At 72.6% G+C, this 22,620-nt stretch carries 22 protein-coding genes; 14 read left to right on the top strand and 8 right to left on the bottom strand.

The window, feature by feature from the left end:
- Positions 1-35 precede the first annotated feature (35 nt).
- From KUM49_RS34090 to KUM49_RS34080, 3 genes are all read left to right on the top strand, one after another.
- Positions 36-869, top strand: a complete 834-nt coding sequence (locus KUM49_RS34090; RefSeq protein ID WP_217240834.1) for an MOSC domain-containing protein — start codon at positions 36-38, stop codon at positions 867-869.
- Positions 870-1,066: 197 nt separating this feature from the next.
- On the top strand, positions 1,067-1,672 hold the full coding sequence (locus KUM49_RS34085) for a hypothetical protein (RefSeq protein ID WP_217240833.1): 606 nt from the start codon (positions 1,067-1,069) through the stop codon (positions 1,670-1,672).
- A gap of 108 nt (positions 1,673-1,780) precedes the next feature.
- The gene (locus tag KUM49_RS34080) at positions 1,781-4,219 is read left to right on the top strand and encodes a right-handed parallel beta-helix repeat-containing protein (RefSeq protein ID WP_217240832.1); all 2,439 of its coding nucleotides are present in this window, start codon (positions 1,781-1,783) and stop codon (positions 4,217-4,219) included.
- Here KUM49_RS34080 and KUM49_RS34075 read toward each other — a convergent pair.
- Entirely contained in the window at positions 4,189-6,537 is a 2,349-nt protein-coding gene (locus tag KUM49_RS34075) for a hypothetical protein (protein ID WP_217240831.1), read from the bottom strand. The genes KUM49_RS34080 and KUM49_RS34075 overlap by 31 nt on opposite strands.
- 291 nt (positions 6,538-6,828) lie before the next feature.
- Between KUM49_RS34075 and KUM49_RS34070 the strand changes: the two genes are divergently transcribed.
- Together KUM49_RS34070 and KUM49_RS34065 are read left to right on the top strand one after the other, a co-directional pair.
- A complete protein-coding gene (locus tag KUM49_RS34070) occupies positions 6,829-7,659 on the top strand; it encodes a DeoR/GlpR family DNA-binding transcription regulator (RefSeq protein WP_217240830.1) in 831 nt (276 codons plus the stop codon).
- 63 nt (positions 7,660-7,722) lie between these two features.
- Positions 7,723-8,196: an SRPBCC family protein gene (locus KUM49_RS34065; RefSeq protein ID WP_217240829.1), complete on the top strand. Its 474-nt coding sequence runs from the start codon at positions 7,723-7,725 to the stop codon at positions 8,194-8,196.
- Between the two features lie 184 nt (positions 8,197-8,380).
- Here KUM49_RS34065 and KUM49_RS34060 read toward each other — a convergent pair whose 3' ends face one another.
- A complete protein-coding gene (locus KUM49_RS34060; RefSeq protein WP_217240828.1) occupies positions 8,381-9,502 on the bottom strand; it encodes a PLP-dependent cysteine synthase family protein in 1,122 nt (373 codons plus the stop codon).
- A 346-nt stretch (positions 9,503-9,848) separates the two neighbouring features.
- Here KUM49_RS34060 and KUM49_RS34055 point away from each other — a divergent pair, with 346 nt between their 5' ends.
- The 6 genes from KUM49_RS34055 (at position 9,849) to KUM49_RS34030 (ending at position 13,599) form a co-directional block, all read left to right on the top strand.
- On the top strand, positions 9,849-10,172 hold the full coding sequence (locus KUM49_RS34055) for a hypothetical protein (protein ID WP_217240827.1): 324 nt from the start codon (positions 9,849-9,851) through the stop codon (positions 10,170-10,172).
- Between the two features lie 187 nt (positions 10,173-10,359).
- Positions 10,360-10,890 (top strand): ATP-binding protein, encoded by a 531-nt coding sequence (locus KUM49_RS34050; protein WP_217240826.1) that lies wholly within the window; start codon positions 10,360-10,362, stop codon positions 10,888-10,890.
- Between the two features lie 316 nt (positions 10,891-11,206).
- Positions 11,207-11,782 carry a TetR/AcrR family transcriptional regulator gene (locus tag KUM49_RS34045; protein ID WP_254402205.1) on the top strand — a complete coding sequence of 192 codons (576 nt, stop codon included), beginning with the start codon at positions 11,207-11,209 and terminating at the stop codon, positions 11,780-11,782.
- Positions 11,783-11,796: 14 nt separating this feature from the next.
- Complete coding sequence (locus tag KUM49_RS34040) at positions 11,797-12,381, top strand: DUF4865 family protein (protein ID WP_217240824.1); 585 nt, start codon at positions 11,797-11,799, stop codon at positions 12,379-12,381.
- Positions 12,375-13,286, top strand: a complete 912-nt coding sequence (locus KUM49_RS34035) for a phosphotriesterase (RefSeq protein WP_217240823.1) — start codon at positions 12,375-12,377, stop codon at positions 13,284-13,286. The genes KUM49_RS34040 and KUM49_RS34035 overlap by 7 nt, the downstream gene beginning before the upstream one ends.
- Positions 13,287-13,422: 136 nt before the next feature.
- Positions 13,423-13,599 carry a DUF1272 domain-containing protein gene (locus KUM49_RS34030; protein ID WP_217240822.1) on the top strand — a complete coding sequence of 59 codons (177 nt, stop codon included), beginning with the start codon at positions 13,423-13,425 and terminating at the stop codon, positions 13,597-13,599.
- A gap of 153 nt (positions 13,600-13,752) precedes the next feature.
- Here KUM49_RS34030 and KUM49_RS34025 read toward each other — a convergent pair whose 3' ends face one another.
- On the bottom strand, positions 13,753-15,222 hold the full coding sequence (locus KUM49_RS34025; RefSeq protein ID WP_217240821.1) for a ketol-acid reductoisomerase: 1,470 nt from the start codon (positions 15,220-15,222) through the stop codon (positions 13,753-13,755).
- 88 nt (positions 15,223-15,310) lie between these two features.
- On the opposite strand from KUM49_RS34025, the gene ilvY reads away from it, so the two are divergent.
- Positions 15,311-16,168, top strand: coding sequence for an HTH-type transcriptional activator IlvY (gene ilvY, locus KUM49_RS34020; protein WP_217240820.1), 858 nt, complete (start codon positions 15,311-15,313; stop codon positions 16,166-16,168).
- Positions 16,169-16,174: 6 nt separating this feature from the next.
- Here the strand turns inward: ilvY and KUM49_RS34015 are convergent, their stop codons facing one another.
- The 3 genes from KUM49_RS34015 to KUM49_RS34005 all read right to left on the bottom strand — a co-directional run bounded on the left by KUM49_RS34015 (position 16,175) and on the right by KUM49_RS34005 (position 18,657).
- Entirely contained in the window at positions 16,175-16,624 is a 450-nt protein-coding gene (locus KUM49_RS34015; protein ID WP_217240819.1) for an RpiB/LacA/LacB family sugar-phosphate isomerase, read from the bottom strand.
- A gap of 113 nt (positions 16,625-16,737) precedes the next feature.
- Positions 16,738-17,979 (bottom strand): ROK family protein, encoded by a 1,242-nt coding sequence (locus KUM49_RS34010; protein WP_217240818.1) that lies wholly within the window; start codon positions 17,977-17,979, stop codon positions 16,738-16,740.
- A gap of 36 nt (positions 17,980-18,015) precedes the next feature.
- Positions 18,016-18,657: an alpha-ketoglutarate-dependent dioxygenase AlkB gene (locus KUM49_RS34005; protein WP_217240817.1), complete on the bottom strand. Its 642-nt coding sequence runs from the start codon at positions 18,655-18,657 to the stop codon at positions 18,016-18,018.
- Positions 18,658-18,723: 66 nt separating this feature from the next.
- On the opposite strand from KUM49_RS34005, the gene KUM49_RS34000 reads away from it, so the two are divergent.
- The gene (locus KUM49_RS34000; RefSeq protein ID WP_217240853.1) at positions 18,724-19,869 is read left to right on the top strand and encodes a methyltransferase; all 1,146 of its coding nucleotides are present in this window, start codon (positions 18,724-18,726) and stop codon (positions 19,867-19,869) included.
- Between the two features lie 39 nt (positions 19,870-19,908).
- Here the strand turns inward: KUM49_RS34000 and KUM49_RS33995 are convergent, their stop codons facing one another.
- Complete coding sequence (locus tag KUM49_RS33995) at positions 19,909-20,757, bottom strand: class II fructose-bisphosphate aldolase (RefSeq protein WP_217240816.1); 849 nt, start codon at positions 20,755-20,757, stop codon at positions 19,909-19,911.
- Positions 20,758-20,806: 49 nt separating this feature from the next.
- Complete coding sequence (locus tag KUM49_RS33990; protein ID WP_217240815.1) at positions 20,807-21,688, bottom strand: SIS domain-containing protein; 882 nt, start codon at positions 21,686-21,688, stop codon at positions 20,807-20,809.
- Positions 21,689-21,812: 124 nt separating this feature from the next.
- Here KUM49_RS33990 and KUM49_RS33985 point away from each other — a divergent pair, with 124 nt between their 5' ends.
- The gene (locus KUM49_RS33985; RefSeq protein WP_217240814.1) at positions 21,813-22,592 is read left to right on the top strand and encodes a DeoR/GlpR family DNA-binding transcription regulator; all 780 of its coding nucleotides are present in this window, start codon (positions 21,813-21,815) and stop codon (positions 22,590-22,592) included.
- The last annotated feature ends 28 nt before the right edge of the window (positions 22,593-22,620 follow it).

The raw sequence follows: 22,620 nt of genomic DNA, 5'->3' as shown, positions 1-22,620 counted from the left end.
TCCGGGCTGTCGGCGGTGGCTGGCACGATGGCCTCATGGGGAACGCGCAGCTGCAGTCGATTCACGTTCATCCGGTCAAGGCGTTCCGGGGCCAGGCGCCCCGGGAGGCCGTCGTGGAGCCCTGGGGGCTGGCCGGTGACCGACGCTGGGTACTGGTCGACGACGGAGGCAAGGTCGTCACGCAACGCGAGCAACCGCGCCTCGCGCTGGCCGCCGCCGAGCTTCTGCCCGGCGGCGGCATTCGTCTGTCCGCGCCCGGCATGGACGCGTTGACCGTGCCCGTGCCCGTGCCGCGACCGGACGGCACCGTGCCGGTGAACGTCTTCCGCGACAAGGTCGAGGGGGTCCCGGCCGAGGGCACCGCCGCGCATGCCTGGTGCAGCGCATTCCTAGGTGCGCGGATGCGCCTGGTCCACATGGCCGACCCCGCTTCGTGCCGGCCCGTCGACCCGGAGTTCGCGCTGCCGGGCGAGACCGTCTCGTTCGCCGACGGCTACCCGCTGCTGCTCACCTCGGCGGCCTCGCTCGATGCCCTGAACTCGCTGATCGCCCAAGGTGATCACGCGGCCGAGGGCCCGCTGCCCATGAACCGCTTCCGGCCCAACGTGGTGGTGTCGGGCACCGCCGCCTGGGCCGAGGACGACTGGTCGCGCGTCACCATCGGTGACGTCGCCTTCCGGGTCGCCAAGATGTGCGGGCGGTGCGTCGTGACCACCACCGACCAGAGCACCGCAGACCGCGGCAGGGAACCCCTGCGCACCCTCGGCCGGCACCGGCGCTTCGGCGGCAAGCTCGTCTTCGGGCAGAACCTGGTGCCCCTCTCCCCCGGCACGATCCGGGTCGGCGATCCGGTGACCGTTCTCGAGTAGGGCGGACCGGGCCGAGCAGGACCGGTCGCGACTCGGCGCGGGTTCATGGGAACCCCGGCCGGGGACCCGGGCGTTGGGTTCGTGAGAAGTTCATGAGGGGACCCGGCCGCAGGTGATTTCGCTCTCTCTTCGGCCCGGCCCGCACGTGAACGACTCCGCCGGGGGGTTATCACGGAGCGGGAAGGGGGTGCGAGACGGTGCGAGCGATCAGCGGACTCTGGCGCTGGCGGCACAACCCGCTGCGCCGCGCGACCGATCTGGCCGAGGCATGGGCGGCCCTCGTGGCCCTGTTGCTGATCCTGGTCGTCGGCCCCGTGATCGGCGCGCTCGTCGGCGGCGTCGCCCAGGACGCGTTACAGCGGTCCGTGCGGGAGCAGCGCGAATCGCGTCACCTGGTGACCGCCACCGTGGTCCGCAAACTGGACCGCTCCGCTCTGGAGGCCGACCCGGAGACCTCCTCCGGCCGGGATCTGCGCAGCCGGGTCGAGGCCGACTGGACCGCTCCGGACGGCACCGCGCACCACGGCACGGTGATAGCCGCCCTCCGGACACCGCACCGCGGCGACCACTTCACGCTGTGGACGGACGAGCACGGCCGCATCGCCCCCCGACCTCTCGACTCCGCCACGGCGGCCACGCACGCCGTCCTCGCCGGTGTCGGTGCGGCCCTGCTCACCACGGGCCTCGTCGAGGCGGGCAGACGGCTCATGGTGTGGCGCATGGTCCGCCGCCGGTACGCCCGTTGGGACCAGGCCTGGGAGCGGGCGGGCCCGGACTGGGGCAGGACCGGCACCGGCAGCTGACAGCCTTCCGGCTCTGGTCAACCCACCGCCTGCGCGCACGCTACGGTGGACCGGCCGAACGTATTCGGCATCAACCCGCGTACCACGAGGTGGGGGCACAGCAACGCCATGGCACAGGGCACGGTCCAGGTGACGCACACCGGCACATCGCGTTGGCGGCGCCGCACGGGTGAGTACGCATCGCTCGCCGCCGCCCTGGAGGCCGCGGCCGAAGGCGATGTCCTCACCGTCGCCCCCGGGACCTACCGGGAGAACCTCGTCGTGCAGCGGGCGGTGACCCTGCGCGGCCCCGAAGGCTCCCCCGGCTCGGTGCGCATCGCGCCCCTGGACGGGGTGCCGCTGACCGTGCGCGCCTCGGCCGTGGTGCAGGACCTGCACGTGGAGGGCCAGGACGCCGCAGCACCCGCTCTGCTGGTCGAGGAGGGCACGCCGGAACTCACGGACATCCGGATCGTGACGCGGTCCGCGGCAGGTATCGAGGTGCGCGGCGGCGCGCGGCCGACCGTGCGGCGCTGCACCGTCGACAACCCGGCCGGCATCGGCATCGCCGTGGTCGACGGCGGGGGCGGGGTCTTCGAGGAGTGCGAGGTCGTCGCGGCCGGCCAGGCGGGCGTCGCGGTCCGCGGCGGCGGGCACCCCCGGCTGGACCGCTGCCGGGTGCACCACACGTCGGGCGTCGGCCTGTCGGTGACGGGCGAGAACTCCGCGCTGGAAGCGGTGGGTTGCGAGGTCTACGAGGTCCGGGGCAGCGGCGTCCAGGTCACCGGCCGGGCCACCGCACACCTCACCGACTGCGACGTGCACCGCACCACGGCGGACGGCGTCACGCTCGACACGGACGCGGTGCTGACGCTGGCCGACTGCCGTATCCACGACATCCCGGAGAACGCGGTCGATCTGCGCTCGCGTTCGGTGCTGACACTGACCCGGACGACGGTGCGTCAGTTCGGCCGCAACGGGCTGTCGGTGTGGGATCCGGGCACGCGCGTGGACGCCAACCAGTGCGAGATCTTCGACAGCACGGGCGACTACCCCGCCGTCTGGGTCAGCGACGGCGCCACCGCGGTCCTCGACTCCTGCCGGGTGCACGACGTGCCCGACGCCCTGTTCGTCCTCGACCGCGGCTCACGCGCGGACGTCGTCGACAGCGACCTCTGGCAAGTGCGCAACACGGCCGTGTCGGTGAGCGACGGCGCCACCGCGCAGCTCGACGACTGCCGCATCCGCGACGCGGCGACGGGTGCCTGGTTCCGAGACCACGGAAGCGGCGGCACCCTCAACAACTGCACGGTGGACGGCACCCAGACCGGCGTGATCGTCACCAAGGGCGCCGACCCCACGATAGAACGCTGCACGGTCGACTCCCCCGCCGAAGCGGGCTTCTACGTCTCCGCAGGCGGCCGGGGCAGCTTCCTGAACTGCCGGGTCACAGGCAGCGGAGGCTACGGCTTCCATGTGATCGACGGCAGCCGTACGACGCTGAAGAAGTGCCGCACGGAGCGGTGCGCGCGCGGCGGCTACGAGTTCGCGGACGCCGGCCCGGACGCGGGACCGGGTGCGGGCCCCGTGGTCGAGGACTGCACCAGCGACGAGAGCGGCGCCCCGCGGCAGCCGACGGCGGCCGAGACCGCCGTACAGACGGTGGCCCAGTCGCCCGGCCTGCTGGGGGCGATCCCCGGGCAGCGCGCCACCGAGCAGGAGCCGCTGGTGACCGGCGCGGAGCCGGAGAAGCCGGTGCGGAGCTCGAAGGCCGTGCTCGGTGAACTGGACGCGCTGGTGGGCCTGGACAGCGTCAAGCGCGAGGTCCGGGCACTCACGGACATGATCGAGGTGGGCCGGCGCCGGCAGGAGGCGGGCCTGAAGGCGGCGTCGGTCAAGCGCCACCTGGTCTTCACGGGCTCCCCGGGCACCGGAAAGACGACGGTCGCCCGTCTCTACGGCGAGATCCTCGCCTCCCTCGGCGTGCTGGAGAAGGGGCACCTCGTGGAGGTGTCCCGCGTCGACCTGGTCGGCGAGCACATCGGATCCACGGCGATCCGCACCCAGGAGGCCTTCGACAAGGCGCGCGGCGGTGTGCTGTTCATCGACGAGGCGTACGCGCTGTCGCCGGAGGACTCGGGCCGGGACTTCGGCAAGGAGGCCATCGACACGCTGGTGAAGCTGATGGAGGACCACCGGGACGCGGTCGTGGTGATCGTCGCGGGCTACACGGCCGAGATGGAGCGGTTCCTTTCGGTCAACCCCGGTGTGGCGTCCCGCTTCTCACGGACCATCACCTTCAGCGACTACAACCCAGAGGAACTGCTGCGGATCGTCGACCAGCAGGCCGAGGAGCACGAGTACCGGCTCGCGCCGGGCGCCTCTCAGGCCCTGCTGGCGTACTTCACGACGCTCCCCAAGGGACCGGCCTTCGGCAACGGCCGTACCGCCCGCCAGACCTTCGAGGCGATGGTCGAGCGGCACGCGAGCCGGGTCGCCCAGGTCGCCGACCCGGACAAGGACGACCTGACGCTGCTCTACGCGGAGGACCTGCCCGAGTCCTCCTGAGGCCGCTGCGCCGGTACGTCCGGCCGCAGCCGGGCCAGCAGCCGTTCCCGTTCCTCCGCGAACGCCGGGTCGGCCTGGTAGTCGGAGTGACCGAGGATCGGCGCGGGCAGAGGGTGTTCGTCGGTACGGCCGTAGGCCAGCGGGTCCTTGAGCGCTTCGCGGTCGACCTCGGGGCCGCATGCGCCGGCCAGCCGGACCGGGCCGCCGATCGGGTCGGTGGGCCGGTGCAGGTTGCGCCAGCAGTCGACGTCGTGGTGCAGCGCGCTGAGCGCGGCGGGGCCGAAGTGGGCCGGGAACCAGCGGCCGTAGAGGCGTTCCAGCGGGGAGCCGTACGTCAGCAGCGCGACTCGTTTGCGGACGGACGGCTTGAGCTGCCAGGCGGCCGCGGCGGCGAGCACGCTGCCCTGTGAGTGTCCGGACAGGACGAGCCTGCCGCCGGTGGACTGGGTCCAGGTGGCCATGCGCCAGGTCAGGTCGGGCACCGCGCGTTCGGCGTAGCAGGGCGGGGCGAAGGGGTGGGCGGCGCGGGGCCAGAAGGTTCCGACGTCCCAGAGGATGCCGATGGTGCGGCGCGCGGAGGCGTCCTTGTAGGCGCGTCGGCCCCAGGTGACGAACAGGATGAAGCCGAGTCCGATCAGCCAGGAGCCCAGTGCCTGTGCGGTCTCTGCGGCCCCCTCGACGAAGGCGTGCGTCCGCCGTGCGGCCTCGGCGGGTGCCCGGTCGGTGGTCATCGCGCCGACCAGGGCCCCGGCGCCGAGCAGGAGGGTCGTGGTGGAGGTGACCGCGACGAGCAGGGGCCCGCGGTCGGTGAGCGTGGCCGCCGCGCGGATCCGCGCTATGCGTCGGGTGCGGGTGGTGTCCTTGGGTTCGCCCGGGTAGTCCCGTTCCACGGTGGTCAGTTCGGCCCGGCGCAGGAGCCAGGTCCGCCACGCCAGCCAGCCGCAGAGCGCCAGCAGGACGACGAGCAGCGGCGGGATGGCGGACGCCTGCCAGGTGAGCAGGACCGGCGGGCCGGGGATGTTCGTGCCGGTGCCGTCCAGCCAGTCGGCGACGCGCTGGGAGACGCCACCGGACATCACCCCGCCGAGTGCGCAGGCCAGCATCGCGACGGCGGGCCCGCCCAGCCCGCGCATCGCGGCGCGCGGGTCGGGGTGAGCGCGGTACAGGACGTGGGCGACCGCCGCGAGGGCGATGACGAGCAGGCCCTGGAGGAGGGCGATTCCGCCGAAGGTCGCGTCGCCCGGCAGCCGGTCGGCCGACTCCCATCCAGGGCGCTCCCAGCCGGCGTACACCGCGGCGAGCACGAGCAGGAGGACGGCGGTCAGCGGCAGGGCTCGTACGAGACGGGCGTCGAGCTCCTGGTCGAGGCGGTGTTCGCTGCGGCCTCGGCGGCAGACCACCCACACCACGCCCACCGCGGCGGCGACGAGCGCACCTTCGAGGAGCCGGCCCAGTGCGTCGAGCGGCGCGGGACCGCCGGGCCGGTGGTCGAACCGTGCCGCGGCCGTGCCGACGGCGGCGGCGACGGTCAGCAGTCCGGCCGCGGTGTGGGCGGCACGCAGCCGGGCCACCAGGCGGCGTCCGTACCAGAAGCCGGGGCGGCCGAGCGCTGTACGGCCGGTCTCCTCGTCGGGTTCGGGCGTGCGGGACATCGGCTGCTGGGACTCGTACGCACTCCACGTGCGGTGCGACAGGTACCACAGCAGCCAGGTGAGCGCGGCCGGGACCAGTGCCGCGAGGGCGAGGCGGCGGCCGGGCCTGCTCCACCAGCCGCCGTCCGAGACGGTGGGCGACAGGAAGCCGAGCCAGGAGTGCCGCTCGGCACACGCGCGCGTGCCCGCGCACTGCCAGGCCGCGAGGTCGAGGGCGACCTCGCAGACGGCGGCGACGAGGAGCACGGTCAGGGTCAGGCCCGCGAGCCGCACCAGCAGTCCATAGAGACGCACCGTCCGTCTGCGGCCGCGTGCGGTGGGGCGCATCCAGTGGGCGAGGTTGACGACCATGAACGGCAGCAGCAACAGCCACAGGGCGCGGGTGCCGTTGCCGGAGGTGAGGTTGCACCAGACGTACGCCTCGGGCACCGGCCGGCCTCGGTGGTCGTGCGGTCGTGACTCGGCGTCGGCGTCCTCGGCGCGCCGGAAGACGGCCGCCGTGTCGTCTCCGGTGATCCGGACCGTGCGCGGATCGTCGAGCATGTTCTCGGGTGTGGTCCCGCCGACTCCGTGGACGAGGAGTTCCAGGGCGGTTCCGGATTCGTCGGGCCTGGTGGCGGAGCCGTCGGCCCCGGCGGTCGAGGCGTGTTCCTGCGCAGGTTCCACTGTTCGCACTTCCCCCGTGACGCGCTGTCGGCATCTGTTTGTGCGGGCATAAGGATCGCCGTTCGGCGTGTGCCGCACACCTCTCGTCACGGAATCTCCCCGATCCGTGTGACAGTCGGTGGCATGGATGTCACCCGGGCGGCATGCGCGCGTCGGGACGGTCGGTGGCGCGACCCGCACCGGCGCGTGCGAGGATGGGACGTCCGCGTACCAGGGCCCGGCAAAATGTCCTTGTCACAGGCGGTGCGCAGGGCGGGTCGGACGGGTTGAGGCGAAAGGACCGGAGCGTACGTGAGCGAGAATACGAACCTCCTCGCGGAGCAGCGACGTGCCCTGATCCTGGACGAGGTGCGCCGCCGCGGCGGCGTCCGTGTCAACGAGCTGACCCGCAAGCTCGGCGTGTCGGACATGACCGTACGGCGTGACCTCGACGCGCTGGCCCGCCAGGGTGTGCTGGAGAAGGTGCACGGCGGCGCGGTCCCGGTGGTCGAGGCGAGCACGCACGAGCCGGGCTTCGAGGCGAAGTCGGGTCTGGAGCTGACCGCCAAGGAGGACATCGCGCGGGCCGCTGCGGAGCTGGTCGTGGCGGGCAGCGCGATCGCGCTGTCGGGCGGTACGACGACGTTCGCGCTGGCGCACCGGCTGGTCGACGTGCCGGACCTGACCGTCGTCACCAACTCGGTGCGGGTGGCCGACGTCTTCCATGTGGCGCAGCGCACCTCGGGGCCCCGGCAGGGTGCGGCCACGGTCGTGCTGACCGGTGGGGTGCGCACCCCGTCCGACTCGCTGGTGGGGCCGGTGGCGGACCAGGCGATCGCGGCGCTCCACTTCGATCTGCTGTTCCTGGGTGTGCACGGGATATCGCTCGAGGCCGGCCTGTCGACGCCGAATCTCGCCGAGGCCGAGACCAACCGGCGCCTGGTGCAGTCGGCGCGGCGGGTCGTGGTGGTCGCCGACCACACCAAGTGGGGGACGGTGGGCCTGAGTTCGTTCGCCGCGCTGGAACAGGTCGACACGCTGGTGACGGATGCCGGGATGCCCGGCGAGGCGCGCGCGGAGATCGCGGAGCATCTGCGGCGGCTGGTCGTGGCGGGCGAGCCCGGCGAGGGTGCAGACGAGTGACTGACCGTCAGCTAGGGTGACGCTGCCCGGTCAACGCCCGCCTCCCCCAAGGGGGTTCCGCCCATGGCCCGTCAGCTGCGCCCGGTGGGGATCGAGTTCGTCGAGACCGCCCCTGTACGGCTGGTCTTCGCGCGGGAGATCTCCGCTCCCCCGGTGACGGTCTTCCGCGCACTCGCCGAGGACGTGCCCGGCTGGGCCGACTGGTTCGGGGCGGTGACGCTGGCTCGGCCTTGCGACGACGGGACCCGGCGCGAGATCCGGCTCAAGGGCGGGACGCGCTTCCTGGAGACGGTCCTCGTCGCCAAGGAGGCCGAGGTGTACGCCTACCGCGTCGACGAGACCAACGCGCCCGGCGCTCGCGCGCTGGTCGAGGAGTGGCGGCTCGTCCCGGCGGGCGCCGGCACCCGCGTGCAGTGGACCTTCGCCGCGGACGGGCCGGCGGCGTTCCGGCTGGCTCTGACCTTCGTGCGCGGGGGCCTCGGGCGGGCCTTCCGGGAAGCCGTCACCTCGCTCGACCGGCGACTGACGGCACGCTAGCGCCCCAACAGACAACGTTCGCCCCGTCGCGACGCCCGACACGCACTCTCGCCGCACCGGCCGAAAGCCCAAGTACGTCCGGTCCATCGACGGGGCCTTCCGGCCGGCACTCCCCCAGAGGGGGGACCCCCAGAGCACGCACCGGACGCCGCTCCTTGACGGGCAAACGCTGCCTGCCGGGGCACTAGCGCCAGACGCCCGACTCCAGCAGCGAGGCGATCGCCGCCGTGTACGGCGCGATGTCCAGACCCTGTTCGGCGAGCCAGGCGTCCGAGTAGTACTTGTCGAGGTAACGGTCCCCGGGGTCGCACAGCAGGGTCACCACGCTGCCCTGCCGGCCCTCCGCGACCATCTCGGCGGTGATCTTCAGCGCGCTCCACAGCCCGGTGCCCGTCGAACCGCCCGCCCTGCGGCCGATGGTCTGCTCCAGGGCGCGTACGGCGGCGACACTGGCCGCGTCCGGGACCTTCATCATCCGGTCGATCGCACCGGGCACGAAGCTCGGCTCCATGCGGGGCCGGCCGATGCCCTCGATGCGGGAGCCGCAGTCGCACGTGACGTCCGGATCGCCGGTGGTCCATCCCTCGAAGAAACACGAGTTCTCCGGGTCGGCGACACAAATGCGGGTGTCGTGCTGCATGTAGTGGACGTAACGCGCGATGGTCGCGGAGGTGCCTCCGGTGCCGGCTGTGGCGACGATCCACGCGGGCTCCGGAAACCGCTCCAACCGAAGCTGGCGGAAGATGGATTCGGCGATGTTGTTGTTGCCGCGCCAGTCCGTGGCCCGTTCGGCGTAGGTGAACTGGTCCATGTAGTGGCCGCCGGTCTCCACCGCGAGGCGGGCGGACTCCTCGTACATCTTCCGCGGGTCGTCCACGAAGTGGCACTGGCCGCCATGGAACTCGATGAGGCGGATCTTCTCGGCGCTCGTCGTGCGGGGCATGACGGCGATGAAGGGCACGCCGATCAGTTTCGCGAAGTACGCCTCGGAGACGGCCGTCGAGCCGCTGGACGCCTCGATCACCGGACGGCCGGGACGGATCCAGCCATTGCAGAGGCCGTAGAGGAAGAGGGACCGGGCGAGCCGGTGCTTGAGGCTGCCGGTCGGGTGGGTCGACTCGTCCTTCAGGTACAGGTCGATGCCCCATTTCTCGGGCAGCGGGAAGCGGAGCAGGTGCGTGTCGGCCGAGCGGTTGGAGTCGGCCTGGACCTTGCGCACGGCCTCTTTCAGCCAGCCCCGGTAGGCCGGGTCGCTGTGGTCGACGTCGAGGGTTTCGCCGGTTCGGGTGCTCTGCGGGGTGCTCACGGCGGGGCTCCTTATACTGCGCGCCGACGGCGCGTGGCGCGGCCGCCACCTCGATCATAGACATCTTCCGCACGCTCCTCACCTGCATAAACACACCTTTGAGCACCTCAAAGGCACCCCTGGGGCAGGACGGCACCGGGATGTGGGGGGCGCATTCGCGCGAGTGCTCCGGGCGCTCTCGGCGAGGGGGCCGTGCGCACTGGTGCGAGACGTCGCAGGCGGGCAGACTGCCCGACGGGACGAAGGTCTCCCACGGGGGCGCACACTGGATCACGACACGAACAGGTCAACGGCCCACTCCGCAACAGGGCCGTGGACACCCACACGCACAAGGGGGCGGGGCGCGATGGCGGAGCCGGAGTTCACGGCCACGGGCGTGCGGATCGGGAAGCGGCTGCGTTCGCTCACCCGGGCCGGACAGGTCCGGATCAGCGACGGCCGACTGGAACTGCTCACCAGTTACGGCAGTGAGATCGACAGCGCGCCGGTGCAGGCGGTGCGTGCCTCCAAGCCGTGGTTCTCCCCGGAGGACCGGGCCCTGGCGGATCTCAACGGCAACCGCTACCTGCTGACCCTGGGCGAGCACGACCCCGCTCCGGGCGAGCCCGGGCCACCGGCGGCGCGCCGGTTCATCGAGGCCGTACGGCGGGCCGCAGGGCGTAGCGACTGAAGCACCGCGAGTTGCGGGACCGGACCCCCTGGGTCACTCTGTTCTCACGTCACTCTGGGTTTACCGGCGATAACGCTGCGAACCAGCCCGCCGGGCCACGACAGCAGGCGGCCGTTTCACGCAAGGCACGCTGCTGGATCGATCCGAACTCCGTGTTCTTCCGGACCTACGTCGGGGAGTCGCAGCCGTGATCAGTCACCCAAGCAGGCACTGCGCGGTGGAGCTCCAAGCCCTGCCGTCGCGGATCGGCCAGGTCCGCAGAATCGTATCGGCGCAGTTGCGCTACTGGCATCTGGATCCCCTCATAGACCGGGCCGCGCTCGGCGTGACGGAGTTGTTGACCAACGTCCACCGTCATGCCCAGCCCGACAAGACGTGCACCGTGGAGATCGAGCTGCTGCTCGACCGCCTGATGGTCTCGGTGCGCGACCACGACCCGCGGCTGCCGGTCGTGGAGGACGCCGAGACGTTCGCCACCTGCGGGCGCGGGCTCGCGATGGTCGCCGCGGTCAGCGAGAGCTGGGGCGCGCGGCCGGAGGGCGAGTCCGGCAAGGTCGTGTGGTTCACGCTGCCGACGCCCTCGTCCGTGCGGCCCGCCACGCGCCCGCCGCGACGCGCGGTCGCGGACAAGCCCGCACACCGGTTCGCGGAGGTCGCGCACACCGTCGACCTGCGCAGGCCCGAACACGCTCCCGCCCGGTCGGCCGTTGCCGGCTGACCGGGCGGTGACCCCTCTTTCGGTTCGTTCACCTACGGGGCGCCCAAGCCGGTGGTGAGACGGCGATCGTGCTCACCGCTTCGCGCCTCCGCGCTCCCCCACTCTCGGCTTCGCTCGAGCGGGAGGGGCCCCCATGCCGTCTCACCACCGGCGTGCCCCTACGGCTCTCTCACGGCCGACGCGTGGGGGCAGTGGGCGTCGGCGGGCCCTTGCCCCCCCCATTCGGTGGACTTGGCCGGCAGGACGTCCGGGCGGGTCGCCGCTGCTGCTTGCCAGCTCCTCGATGTCTGTAACTACTAGTATGTACAGTGGCGGTATGAGCACCTCGGAGCGACTGATCGAGTCCACCCGTGAGCTGTTGTGGGAGCGCGGCTACGTGGGCACCAGCCCCAAGGCGATCCTGGAGCGCGCGGGAGCCGGGCAAGGCAGCATGTACCACCACTTCAAGGGGAAGCCGGACCTCGCCCTGACCGCGATCCGGCGGACGGCGAAGGAGTTGCTGGCCGCCGCCGAGGGACTACTCGACGGTCCGGGGACGCCGTACGAGCGGATCGAGGCGTATCTGCGGCGGGAGCGCGACGTGCTGCGCGGCTGTCCGATCGGGCGGCTGACGATGGACCCGGAGATCATCGCCAGCGACGAACTGCGCGCGCCGGTCGACGCGACGCTCGACCGGATCCGCGAGCGGATCGCCGGAATCGTCGAAGAGGGCAAGGAGAAGGGCCAGTTCGCGCCTTCGCTGGACGGCGAGGAGATCGCGGCAGCTGTCCTCGCGACGGTCCAGGGCGGCTACGTCCTCGCCCGCGCGTCCGGTTCGCCGACCGCGTTCGACACGGGCGTCCGAGGGCTGTTGTCGCTGCTCGCGTCGGCCCGCCCCGCCCACACGACTTGAGGAGACACCACCCGATGCACGCCATGCAGTACGAGATCACGCTGCCCGCCGACTACGACATGGGCATCGTCCGTGACCGGGTCGCACGCAAAGGTCGTCTGCTCGACAACTGGGAGGGCCTGGGCCTGAAGGCGTTTCTGATGCGCGAGCGGGGCACCGGCGGGTCGCCGGTCAACCAGTACGCGCCGTTCTACCTGTGGAACACCATGGAGGGCATGAACACCTTCCTGTGGGGCGGCGCCTTCCAGGTGATCCCCGACGACTTCGGGCGGCCCCCGGTCCGGCAGTGGACGGGGCTGGCGTACGAGGAGGGCGCCGCGGCCGGCTCCCCCGCGCGGGTCGCCCTGCGGCGGCGGCAACAGGTGCCGGACGGCGTGCGGTTGGCCGAGGTCATGAAGGACGCGGCGGACGAGGCGGGGCGGCTCACTGCCGGGGACGGAGCGGTGCTGGCGGCGGCCGCCGTGGACACGAGCCGCTGGGAGCTCGTCCATTTCTCGCTCTGGGAGGGCGACGCGCCGAAGGCCGAAGGTGAGGTGTTCGAGGTGCTGCACCTGTCGTCGCCGGGGCGCGACCGCCTGCCGCGGGGACGGCGATGGTGAGCTGGGTCCGTACCGTGCTCGGAGACGTGCGCCCCGCGGCCCTGGGCGTCTGCGACGCGCACGACCACCTGTTCTTCAGCAGTCCCCGCCTGCCGGGGCAGGAGCTGCAGCACGCGTCCGCCGCGCGCGCGGAGTTGGCGGCGTTCGCCGCGCAGGGTGGCAACAGCGTGGTGCAGTGGACGCCGTACGGGCTGGGGCGACGGGCCGCCGATCTGCCGCCGCTGTCCCGGGAGACGGGGGTGCTCGTGGTGGCCGCGACCGGGCTGCACCAGGCCGTCCACTACGACGACGAGACGCTCACCGGGCTGCGGGGCCGGCTCGCCGAGGTCTTCGTCGCCGAACTGACCGAGGGCATCGGCACGTCGGGGGTCCGCGCGGGCCTGATCAAGGTCGCGGGTGGCTTCCACGCCCTCGACGCACATGCCCGCTGGACGATGAGAGCGGCGGCCGAGGCCCACCATGCGACGGGAGCGCCCATCGCCGTCCACCTGGAGCTCGGCACCGGCGCCCTGGACGTACTGGACCTGCTGTGCGGTGAGTCGGGGGTGCTGCCGCAGCGGGTGATCCTGGGGCACCTCAACCGCTCCCCCGACGTCGTCGCGCAGCTCCAGGCCGCGCATACCGGCTGCTACCTCGCCTTCGACGGGCCCTCGCGCGCCCACCACGCCACGGACTGGCGGATGCCAGGCGCCCTGCGGGCACTCGCCGACGCGGGATACGGCGACCGGCTGCTGCTCGGCGGCGACACCACGACCGCGGCGGCCCGCTCGGTCAGCGGCGGTCCGGGGATGCCGTATCTGCTGCGGCGGGTGCGGCCTCGGCTCGAAGCCGAGCTGGGCGAGGAGACGGTGGAGCAAATCCTCACGCGGAACCCGGGCGCGGCGTTCGCGGTGGACTGGCGCTGACCTGCGCCTTCTCCGGGCGAGGGGATGACGATCACGGTGGCCCGATCGCGTTGGTCTTTGGCCCTTCGGTGACTGTCGGCCAGGCCCGGCGCCCGGAGGATGGAGGCAGCGGGAATGCGACGAGGAGGGCGACGACATGGCCTTGGAGATGCGCGGGCGCTGCGAACGCTGCGAGACGGCGACGCTGCCGCCGGACGCACCGGCCCGGATCTGCTCGTACGAGTGCACGTTCTGCGTGCCGTGCGGCGAGGCCATGCGGGACGTGTGTCCCAACTGCGGCGGGGAGCTGGTTCCCCGGCCGCGCAGGAACTGACGGGAAACCGGGAGGAGAACTTCCGCCATGCCCCGCGTGGAGTCGATCCGGATCCCCGCCGATGACCCGTTCCCGTCCTGGCCGGCCATGACGGCACCCACAAGCCCTGGGGCGCAGTACCGGCCGGTCACCGAACTCGCCCACGGAACAGCCCTAGGCCACCGCGATGTCCACGGACGGCCGGAGTTTCGCCGCCGCGGCCAGCGCCTCGTGGACGGGGTGGGTGTTGAAGGCAGTCAGCGGGGCCGGGTCCGCCGGGGCTGCGGCGGCCGGGAAGGCGATCTGCTCGTAGGCCGCCTGGAAGCGCGGGCCCCAGCGACGGGCGCCGAGGCGGGCCGTGCGGGAGCAGTTGTCGACCATGTGTGCCACGTCCCGGGCGTGCATGTAGGGCAGCAGGGAGTCGACGGCCTCGATGACGGACTCGTTGACGATCTCCGACCACGGGTGCCCGCGCTCGGCGAACTCGTCGACCTGGGCCAGCATCGTGGCGATGAAGACACCGGCGGTGAACGGGTCGACGGGCAGCTCGCGTCGGGGCCGCAGGGCACGGACCCGGTCGCTGACGGACCACATCGGTGAACCTCCGATCCCGGTCATCGGGCGGCCGGCGAGCCGCCGTTCGGCCAGGATCACGCTGCGCAGCTCGGTGCCGTCGGCGACCTCGTCGTAGATCTCGGCGACGATCTCGCGGGCGGGTGCGTACGTCGCCGCGTAGGCGCGGTCGAAGACGTCCCGGCCGGCCGCGTCGAGGCCGTCGCGCACCGCACGGAGTCCGGCCTGCGAGATCGTGCGGGCGATCGGGCCGGTGACGTTCTCGCAGGACCTCTCGTACGCGGTCACCTCGTCGTCTCCGGCCAGGCGGTAGCGGCCGTACAGGCTCTCGACGATGCCGTGGACGGCGCCGAGCAGGATGGCGCGCTCACCGACGATGTCGGAGCGGTACTCGCTCTGCAGGGTGGTGCGGAAGGTGTACGGCGACCCGAGCGCCACCGACCAGCCGAGCGCGAGGTCGACGGCCCGGCCGTCGGGGTCGGCGTGCACGGCGAAACTGCTGTTGATGCCGGCGCCGTTGACCTCGGCGCCCTGCTGGTACAAGCGGCGCACCGAGTCGCCCATCCCCTTGGGGCACACGGCGAGCACCGGGTGGCCGGGCGGGAAGTCGCCGCCGGTTGCCCGGAGGTGGCCGAGCAGGAAGCCGTGCGAGAGCCCGATCGCGGCGCCCGGTTTGAGGGCCGCGAAGATCTCCTGGTGGTGGGCGGCGAGCGCGGCGTCCGCGATCAGCAGGACGACCAGGTCGCTGTCGGCGGCGACGGCGAGCCAGTCGCCGAGCGTGCCGTCCTCCTCCGTGAAGCCGTGGGCACGGGCGTCGGCGGCCGACCGGGAGCCGGGGCGCAGTCCGACGGCGACCCGGATGTCCGTGCCGGCGAGTGAGTCGCGCAGGTTGAGGGCCTGGGCGCGGCCCTGCGGGCCCCAGCCGAGGACGCCGATGCGGCTCACGCCGTCGAAGGCCTTCGGCAACAGGGGAAACAGGTGCCTCCCGCCGCGCAGGATGGTCTCGGTGCCGTCGGGCACGTCCATCGTTTCGAGGGCGAAGACGCGGGAGGTGTACGTGGTCGAGGTCATGGTCGAGTTGTAGGCTCCGCCCGAGTGTTGCGGCAAGCGCAACCTGTGCAGCGCACTGTTGCATGGATCGAAAGGGTCAGGTCAGAGCATGCGGGACGCTCATCGGGAGCTGCGCCTCTTCCTGCATCTGGCGCAGACGCTGAACTTCGGGCGGACGAGCCTGGACTGCCATGTCAGCGCGGCGACACTCACCCGGACCGTGCAGCGGCTGGAGGCCGACCTCGGGCACCGGCTGTTCGACCGGGGCCCGCGCGGGGTGTCGCTGACGGCGGAGGGGCACCGCTTCCGTGAATACGCCGGTCAGGCGCTGGAGTTGTGGCGTGCCTACCGCGAGGAGCATCCCGATCCGGCCGAACTCACCGGGCGGCTGGCCGTGTTCGCCACGGTGACGGCCTGTCAGGCCCTGCTGCCCGACCTGTTGACCCCCTTCCGCACCGCGCACCCCGAGGTACGCCTCGATCTGCGCACCGGCGACGCGGCGGCGGCGCTGGCCCGGCTGGACGAGGGCGAGGTCGACGTGGCTGTCGCGGGGATCCCGTCGAGGCTGCCGGAGCCGCTGGTCAGCCGTACGGTCGCGGTCACCGAGCTGGTCCTGGTCACCGCGCGCGACCGTCCCGACCCCGGCCTCGACGGTCCCTTCGTCCTCCCTCACCGCGGCCTGGTCCGCGAGGCCGCCGACCGCTGGTTCCGCACACGCGGCACGGTCCCCGAGGTGGCCTGCGAACCCGACGGCCACGAAGGGCTGTTGACGCTCGTCGCCCTGGGCTGCGGCACGGGCGTGGTGCCCCGTCTCGTGCTGGAGCACAGCGCGGTGCGCGACCGGCTCGCCGTGCTCCCGGTCGAGCCGTTGCCGGAGCCGTTTCCGATCGGGTTGTGCGTCCGGCGGGCCGATCTGCGCCGGCCGTTGGTGGCCGCGTTGTGGAGCCTTACCGCACCGGAGAGCTAGGGCCTGCTAGGTCCTGCCGAGGTCGAGGCGTGCGACGCGGGCCACGTTCTCCCGGTCCTCCGCGTCCTCGCCGGCCGTGGCGGTGAACCAGGCGTCGAGGATCTCCTTGAGCAGCGGCTCGGACGTCAGCCGCAGACTGAGGGCCAGCGCGTTGGCGTCGTTCCAGCGGCGGGCGCCGTCGGCCGTGTAGGCGTCCGTGCACAGGGCGGCGCGTACGCCCGCCACCTTGTTCGCGGCGATCGACGCGCCGGTGCCGGTCCAGCAGCACACCACGGCCTGGTCCGCGGTGCCGGCGGCGACCTCACGGGCGGCGGCCTCCGAGCAGACGGCCCACCGGGAGTCGTCGCCGGGGTTCAGCGCGCCGTACGGCACCACCTCGTGGCCGCGGTCGCGCAGTTCCGTGACGAGAGCGCGCGCCACGGGTTCGTCCATGTCCGAGGAAACGGAGATCCGCATGTCACGAGCCTACCCGGGGGTGACTCAGGGTCTCACGGCACGGGGTCGCGAACACCGACCTCAGGTGCTCGTGTGGTCAGGGCGACGGACCGGCCGCCGAGGAGGCGTCAGCGTCACTGGGCCAGCGCGCCCAGCGGATCGTCCAGTACCGGCTGCCACGCCAGCTCGGCCGCGCCGACCAGGCTGTTGTGGTCGAGGGTGCACGCCAGGATGGGGACGCCGCCGCTCTGCCCCCACAGACTGCGGTCGGCGACGACCGCGCGCAGGCGGTGCGGGTCGGCGCCCAGCAGGGTGCGGTGCAGGCCGCCGAGGATGATCCGGTCCGGGTTGAGGATGTTCACCAGGCCGGCCAGACCGAGGCCGAGGCGGTCGATCAGGGCCTCGGTGGCGGTGCGGACGTGCGGGTCGTCGTAGTGGTTGCGGATGAGGTCGTTGGCCTGCTGGAGGAGGGAGACCTCCGGGCCCGGGTCGCGGCCCGCGGCGGTGAGGAAGGCGAGCGGGTCGGCCTCGACGTCGAGGCAGCCGCGGCTGCCGCAGTGGCAGGGGCGTCCCTCCGGGTTGACGGTGAGGTGGCCGACTTCGAGGGCCAGTCCCGCACTGCCGGTGTGCAGACGCCCGTCGAGCACCAGCGCGCCGCCCACGCCCCGGTGCCCGGTGGCCACGCACAGCAGGTCCCGGGCGCCGCGGCCCGCGCCGTGCCGGTGCTCGGCGAGCGCCGCGAGGTTGACGTCGTTGCCGGCGAAGGCCGGTCCGCCGATCCCGGCCGCGCGTACGCACTCCGCGAAGATGCGGCGGACCGGGGCGCCCACCGGCCACGCCAGGTGCAGCGGGTTCAGGGCGAGTCCGTCCGGCTCGGCGACCGCCGACGGCACGGCGAGCCCGGCTCCCACGCACCGCCGTCCGGTCGTGCGCAGCAGTTCGGCGCCCGCTTCCACGACGGACACGAGGACCTTCGCGGGATCCTCTTCGACGGTCTCGCAGCCGGGGGCGGTGGCGACGATACGGCCGCCCAGACCGACCAGCGCCGCCCGGAACCCGTCGGCGTGCACCTGTGCGGCGAGGACGACGGGCCCGTCCTCGGCGACCGCGAGCCGGTGCGAGGGCCTCCCCTGCGAACCGGCCGCCGCGCCGGGCCGGGCGTCGACCCGGATCAGCCCGAGCGCCTCCAGTTCGGCGGCGACCGCGCCGGCGGTGGCCCGCGTCACGCCGAGCTCGGCGGTCAGGACGGCGCGGGTCGGCGCGCGTCCGGTGTGCACGAGCTCCAACGCGGGCCCGAGCGCCCCGCGCCCCCGGTCCAGCCGCGCTCTCGAGGTGGTCCCTTCCCCCGCCGTACGGGGGTCCGCCTTGCCGCTCATGAGGGCGAGTCTCCCATGATCCGCAGCCCCGGCGGCCTACAGGCCACTCGCCCGAAGCGTGATGCTCAGCCGCCCGGTCAGCCCCAACTCCGGCGGTGCGGTACCCGCGTGGACCCGGGGCACCCCGTGGTACGCGAGCCGGGACGGCCCGCCGAACACGAAGAGGTCGCCGCTGCGCAGTTCGACGTCCGTGTACGGCCGGGCCCGGGAGTCGGGGTTGCCGAAGCGGAACACGCAGGTGTCGCCGAGGCTCAGCGACACCACCGGCGCGTCCGACTTCTCGTCGCTGTCGCGGTGCATGCCCATGCGGGCGTCTCCGTCGTAGAAGTTGATCAGCGCGATGTCGTACGGAACCGGTTCGGCGCCCAGGGCATCACGCGCCGCGTCCCGGCCCAGGTCACCCAGCCAGTCGGGGAACGGCTTCACGGGGGTGCCGTCGCCGTCGACGACCGTGCGGGCGTAGGCGTACGGATACCAGTGCCAGCCCAGACAGACCTGGCGGGCGGTCATCGTGCCGCCGCCGGGTGTGCGGACCGTTCTGAGGCCGGCGGGCGGTCTGGCCCACTCCCGGCAGGCTTCGAGGAGCTCACGCTGCCGGGCCGTGTCCAGCCAGTCCGGCACGTGCACCGCGCCGGGCGCGACCTCCGTACGGGCTCTGGGAAACAGCTCGCTGTCCATGGTTCCATCCTGCCCGACAGGGCTGAGCTGCTGCTCCGCTAGCCTGGGGGCACGATGACCGACCGTATGACGACTCCCTGGGGCGAGCTCACGCTGTCCCGCTTCCCCGAGGACCCGCGTGACCAGCTGCGCGCCTGGGACGCCTCCGACGATTACCTCCTCAGGCATCTGGCGGACCAGGACGTGCCGCTGTCCGGCACGGTCGTGGTGGTCGGGGACCGCTGGGGCGCGCTGGTCACGGCGCTCGCGGCGCACCGGCCGGTGCAGATCACCGACTCGTACCTGACCCAGGAGGCGACCCGGGCGAACCTGGCGCGGGCCGGTGTCGAGACCGGTGCTGTGCGGCTGCTCACCACGCAGGATCCGCCGCCCGGGCGGGTCGACGTCCTGCTGGTGCGGGTGCCGAAGAGCCTGGCCCTGCTGGAGGACCAGCTGCTGCGGCTGGCGCCCGCGGTGCACGAGGCCACGGTCGTCGTCGGCACCGGCATGGTGAAGGAGATCCACACCTCGACGCTGCGGTTGTTCGAGCGGATTCTCGGTCCGACCCGCACCTCGCTCGCGGAGAAGAAGGCCCGGCTGATCTTCTGCACGCCGGAGCCGTCGCTGTCGCCGTCGCCGGAGCGCACCACCAGTCCGTGGCCGTACAGCTATGAGCTTCCCGGCGGTGTCGGCCTCGTCTCGGGCCGTACGGTCGTCAACCACGCGGGGGTCTTCTGCGCGGACCGCCTCGACGTCGGCACCCGGTTCTTTCTGCAGCACCTGCCGGGCAGCCGTGGCGGACAGCGGGTGGTGGACCTGGGATGCGGCAACGGTGTCGTCGGTACGGCGATGGCGCTGGCGGATCCGGAGGCCGAGGTGCTGTTCGTGGACGAGTCGTTCCAGGCGGTGGCCTCGGCGGAGGCGACGTTCAAGGCGAACGGCGTGCCGGGGCATGCCGAGTTCCGGGTCGGGGACGGGCTGGCGGGGGTGCCGGCCGACAGCGTGGACCTGGTGCTGAACAACCCGCCGTTCCACTCCCACCAGACGACGACGGACGCCACCGCCTGGCGGATGTTCACCGGGGCGCGGCGGGCGCTCAGGCCGGGCGGCGAACTGTGGGTGATCGGCAACCGTCATCTCGGCTACCACCTGAAGCTGCGCCGGTTGTTCGGCAACAGTCAACTGGTCGCCAGTGACGCGAAGTTCGTGGTGCTGAAGGCAGTCAAGGGATAGCGGCGGCGGGCCGTGCGCCGTACGACCGCGCCGGTCCCGTCAGCCGAGGACCCGGATGATCCCGGCCACCGCCCGCACCATCGCCTCCCGGCCCGCTCCCAGGTACGCCCGCGAGTCGACCGCCTCGGGGTGGGCGGCCAGGAACTCGCGGATCGCGCCGGTCATGGCGATGTTGAGGGCGGTGCCGACGTTGACCTTGGCGATGCCTCCCGCGGCGGCCTTGGTCAGCTCGCCGTCCGTCACTCCCGACGAGCCGTGCAGCACGAGGGGTACGTCCAGGGCGGCGGCCAGGCTCTTGAGGAGGGCGTGGTCCAGGGTCGCGGTGCGGGTGGTCATGGCATGGGAGCTGCCGATGGCCACGGCGAGGGCGTCGACGCCGGAGTCCGCGACGAAGGAGCGGGCCTCGGCGGGGTCGGTGCGGGCGCCGGGTGCGTGGGCGTCCAGCGGCGACGCGCCGTCCTTGCCGCCGATCCGGCCCAACTCGGCCTCGATCCACAGCCCTTGGGCGTGCCCCCAGTCGGCGGCGGCTCTGGTCGCGGCAAGGTTCTCGTCGTACGGCAGACGGGCCGCGTCGTACATGACGGAGCTGAATCCGGCGTCGGCAGCCTGCCGCAGCAGGTGGTCGCTCTGCACGTGGTCGAGGTGCAACGCGACGGGTACGCAGGCGCGCTCGGCGGCGGTGACGGCGGCGCGGGCGAGCGGGAGCAGGTGTCCGTGGCGGAACTTGACGGCGTTCTCGCTGACTTGGAGGACGACGGGCGAACCCACCGACTCCGCACCGGCGATGACCGCCTCGACGTGCTCCAGCGTGATGATGTTGAAGGCGGCGACGGCGGAGTGCGCGGTGGCGGCGCGCGTCACGAGCTCACCGGTGGTGGCGAGGGGCACGGCTGATCCTTCCGAAGACTTCAGAGGGCGTCAGAGGGCTTCAGAGGCTTCAGGGGGCGAGGATCACCGAGCGGGTGAGGTGGCGCGGCCGGTCGGGGTCGAGGCCGCGGGCCGCTGCGACGGCGACGGCGAGCCGCTGGACGCGGACCAGTTCGGCGAGCGGGTCGAGGCCGCCCGCGACCCACAGCGCGCCCGTGTCGCGGACCTGTTCCGGCAGGCCGTCCGGTGCCTCGCCGAGCATCCAGGTGGCGGTGCCATGGGTGGTGACGCTGATGGGGCCGTGCCGGTACTCCATCGCCGGGTAGGCCTCGGTCCAGGCGAGGCAGGCCTCGCGCATCTTCAGCCCGGCCTCGTTGGCCAGCCCGACCGTCCAGCCGCGGCCGAGGAAGGTGAACTGCGAGCACTCCACGAGCCCTTGGGGCAGCTGCGTGCGGAGCGCGGTGCGCGCGTCGGCGACGACGGCGTCGGTGTGCAGGCCGAGGTGGGCGCGGAGCAGGGTGAGCGCGGTGGTGGCGAACCGGGTCTGCACGACGGACCGTTCGTCCGCGAAGTCGAGGACGACGAGGTCGTCGGCGGCTGCCACGACGGGGGTGTCGGGGTCCGCGGTGATGGCGGTGGTGCGGGTGCGTCCCCGCAGCTCGCCGAGGAGTTCCAGCACTTCGGTGGTGGTGCCGGAGCGGGTGAGGGCGACGACTCGGTCGTACGAGCGGCCGTACGGGAACTCGGAGGCGGCGAAGGCGTCCGTCTCCCCCTGGCCCGATTGCTCGCGCAGGGCCGCCACGGCCTGCGCCATGAAGTAGGAGGTGCCGCAGCCGACGATCGCGACCCGCTCCCCCGGCGCCGGCAGCGCCCCGCCGTGTTTCGGCGCCCGCTCAGCCGCGCGTGTCCAGCACTCGGGCTGGCTGGTCAGCTCGTCCTCGACATGAGTCATGCCACACCTCTCTGCTTTTGCTTGTTTGTGCAAGATATAGCGTTGTTTCGAGCAGAATCAAGCATCAAGCCCAAAGTGGGGGTGCGCTAGGGTCACCGGGAGATCGAGGAAGGGAGGGGCGCGGATGTCACGCGACGCCCGGTGGAAGACGCTGCTGGAACTGCTCGTCGAGCGCGGCCGACTGGACGTCGAGGAGGCGGCCGCCGAGCTGGCGGTCTCGTCCGCGACCATCCGGCGCGACTTCGACCAGCTGGCCGAGCAGCAGATGCTCGTGCGCACCCGGGGCGGCGCGGTCGTGCACGGCGTGTCGTACGAGCTGCCGCTGCGCTACAAGACGGCCCGCCACGCCTCCGAGAAGCAGCGCATCGCGAGGGCGGTGGCCGACCTCGTCGCCCCCGGCGAGGCGGTGGGACTCACCGGCGGCACGACCACGACCGAGGTGGCGCGGGCGCTGGCCGTGCGCGCCGACCTCGCGGCCGGTTCACCCGCGCTGACCGTGGTCACGAACGCGCTGAACATCGCCAACGAGCTGGCCGTACGCCCGCAGTTCAAGATCGTGCTGACCGGAGGGGTCGCGCGCCCGCAGTCGTACGAACTCGTGGGGCCGCTCGCGGACGGAGTGCTCAGCCAGATCACGGTCGACGTGGCGGTGCTCGGGGTCGTCGCCTTCGACGTCACGCACGGTGCCTCGGCCCACGACGAGGCGGAGGCGGCGATCAACCGGCTGCTGTGCGAGCGCGCCGAGCGTGTCGTCGTCGCCGCGGACTCCAGCAAGCTGGGGCAGCGGGCCTTCGCCCGGATCTGCGCGACGGAGTCCGTGAACACCCTGGTCACGGACGCGGCGGCCGCGCCGGAGACGGTACGGCGGTTCGAGGACGCGGGGCTGACGGTCGTCTCGGTCTAGGGAGCGGCCGAGGTTCCGCGCGTCCAGG

The sequence above is a fragment of the Streptomyces sp. AC555_RSS877 genome (assembly GCF_019049245.1).
GTDB lineage: Bacteria > Actinomycetota > Actinomycetes > Streptomycetales > Streptomycetaceae > Streptomyces.
Note: the sequence above shows the minus strand (reverse complement) of the source record. Positions and strands in the feature narration are given on the sequence as shown.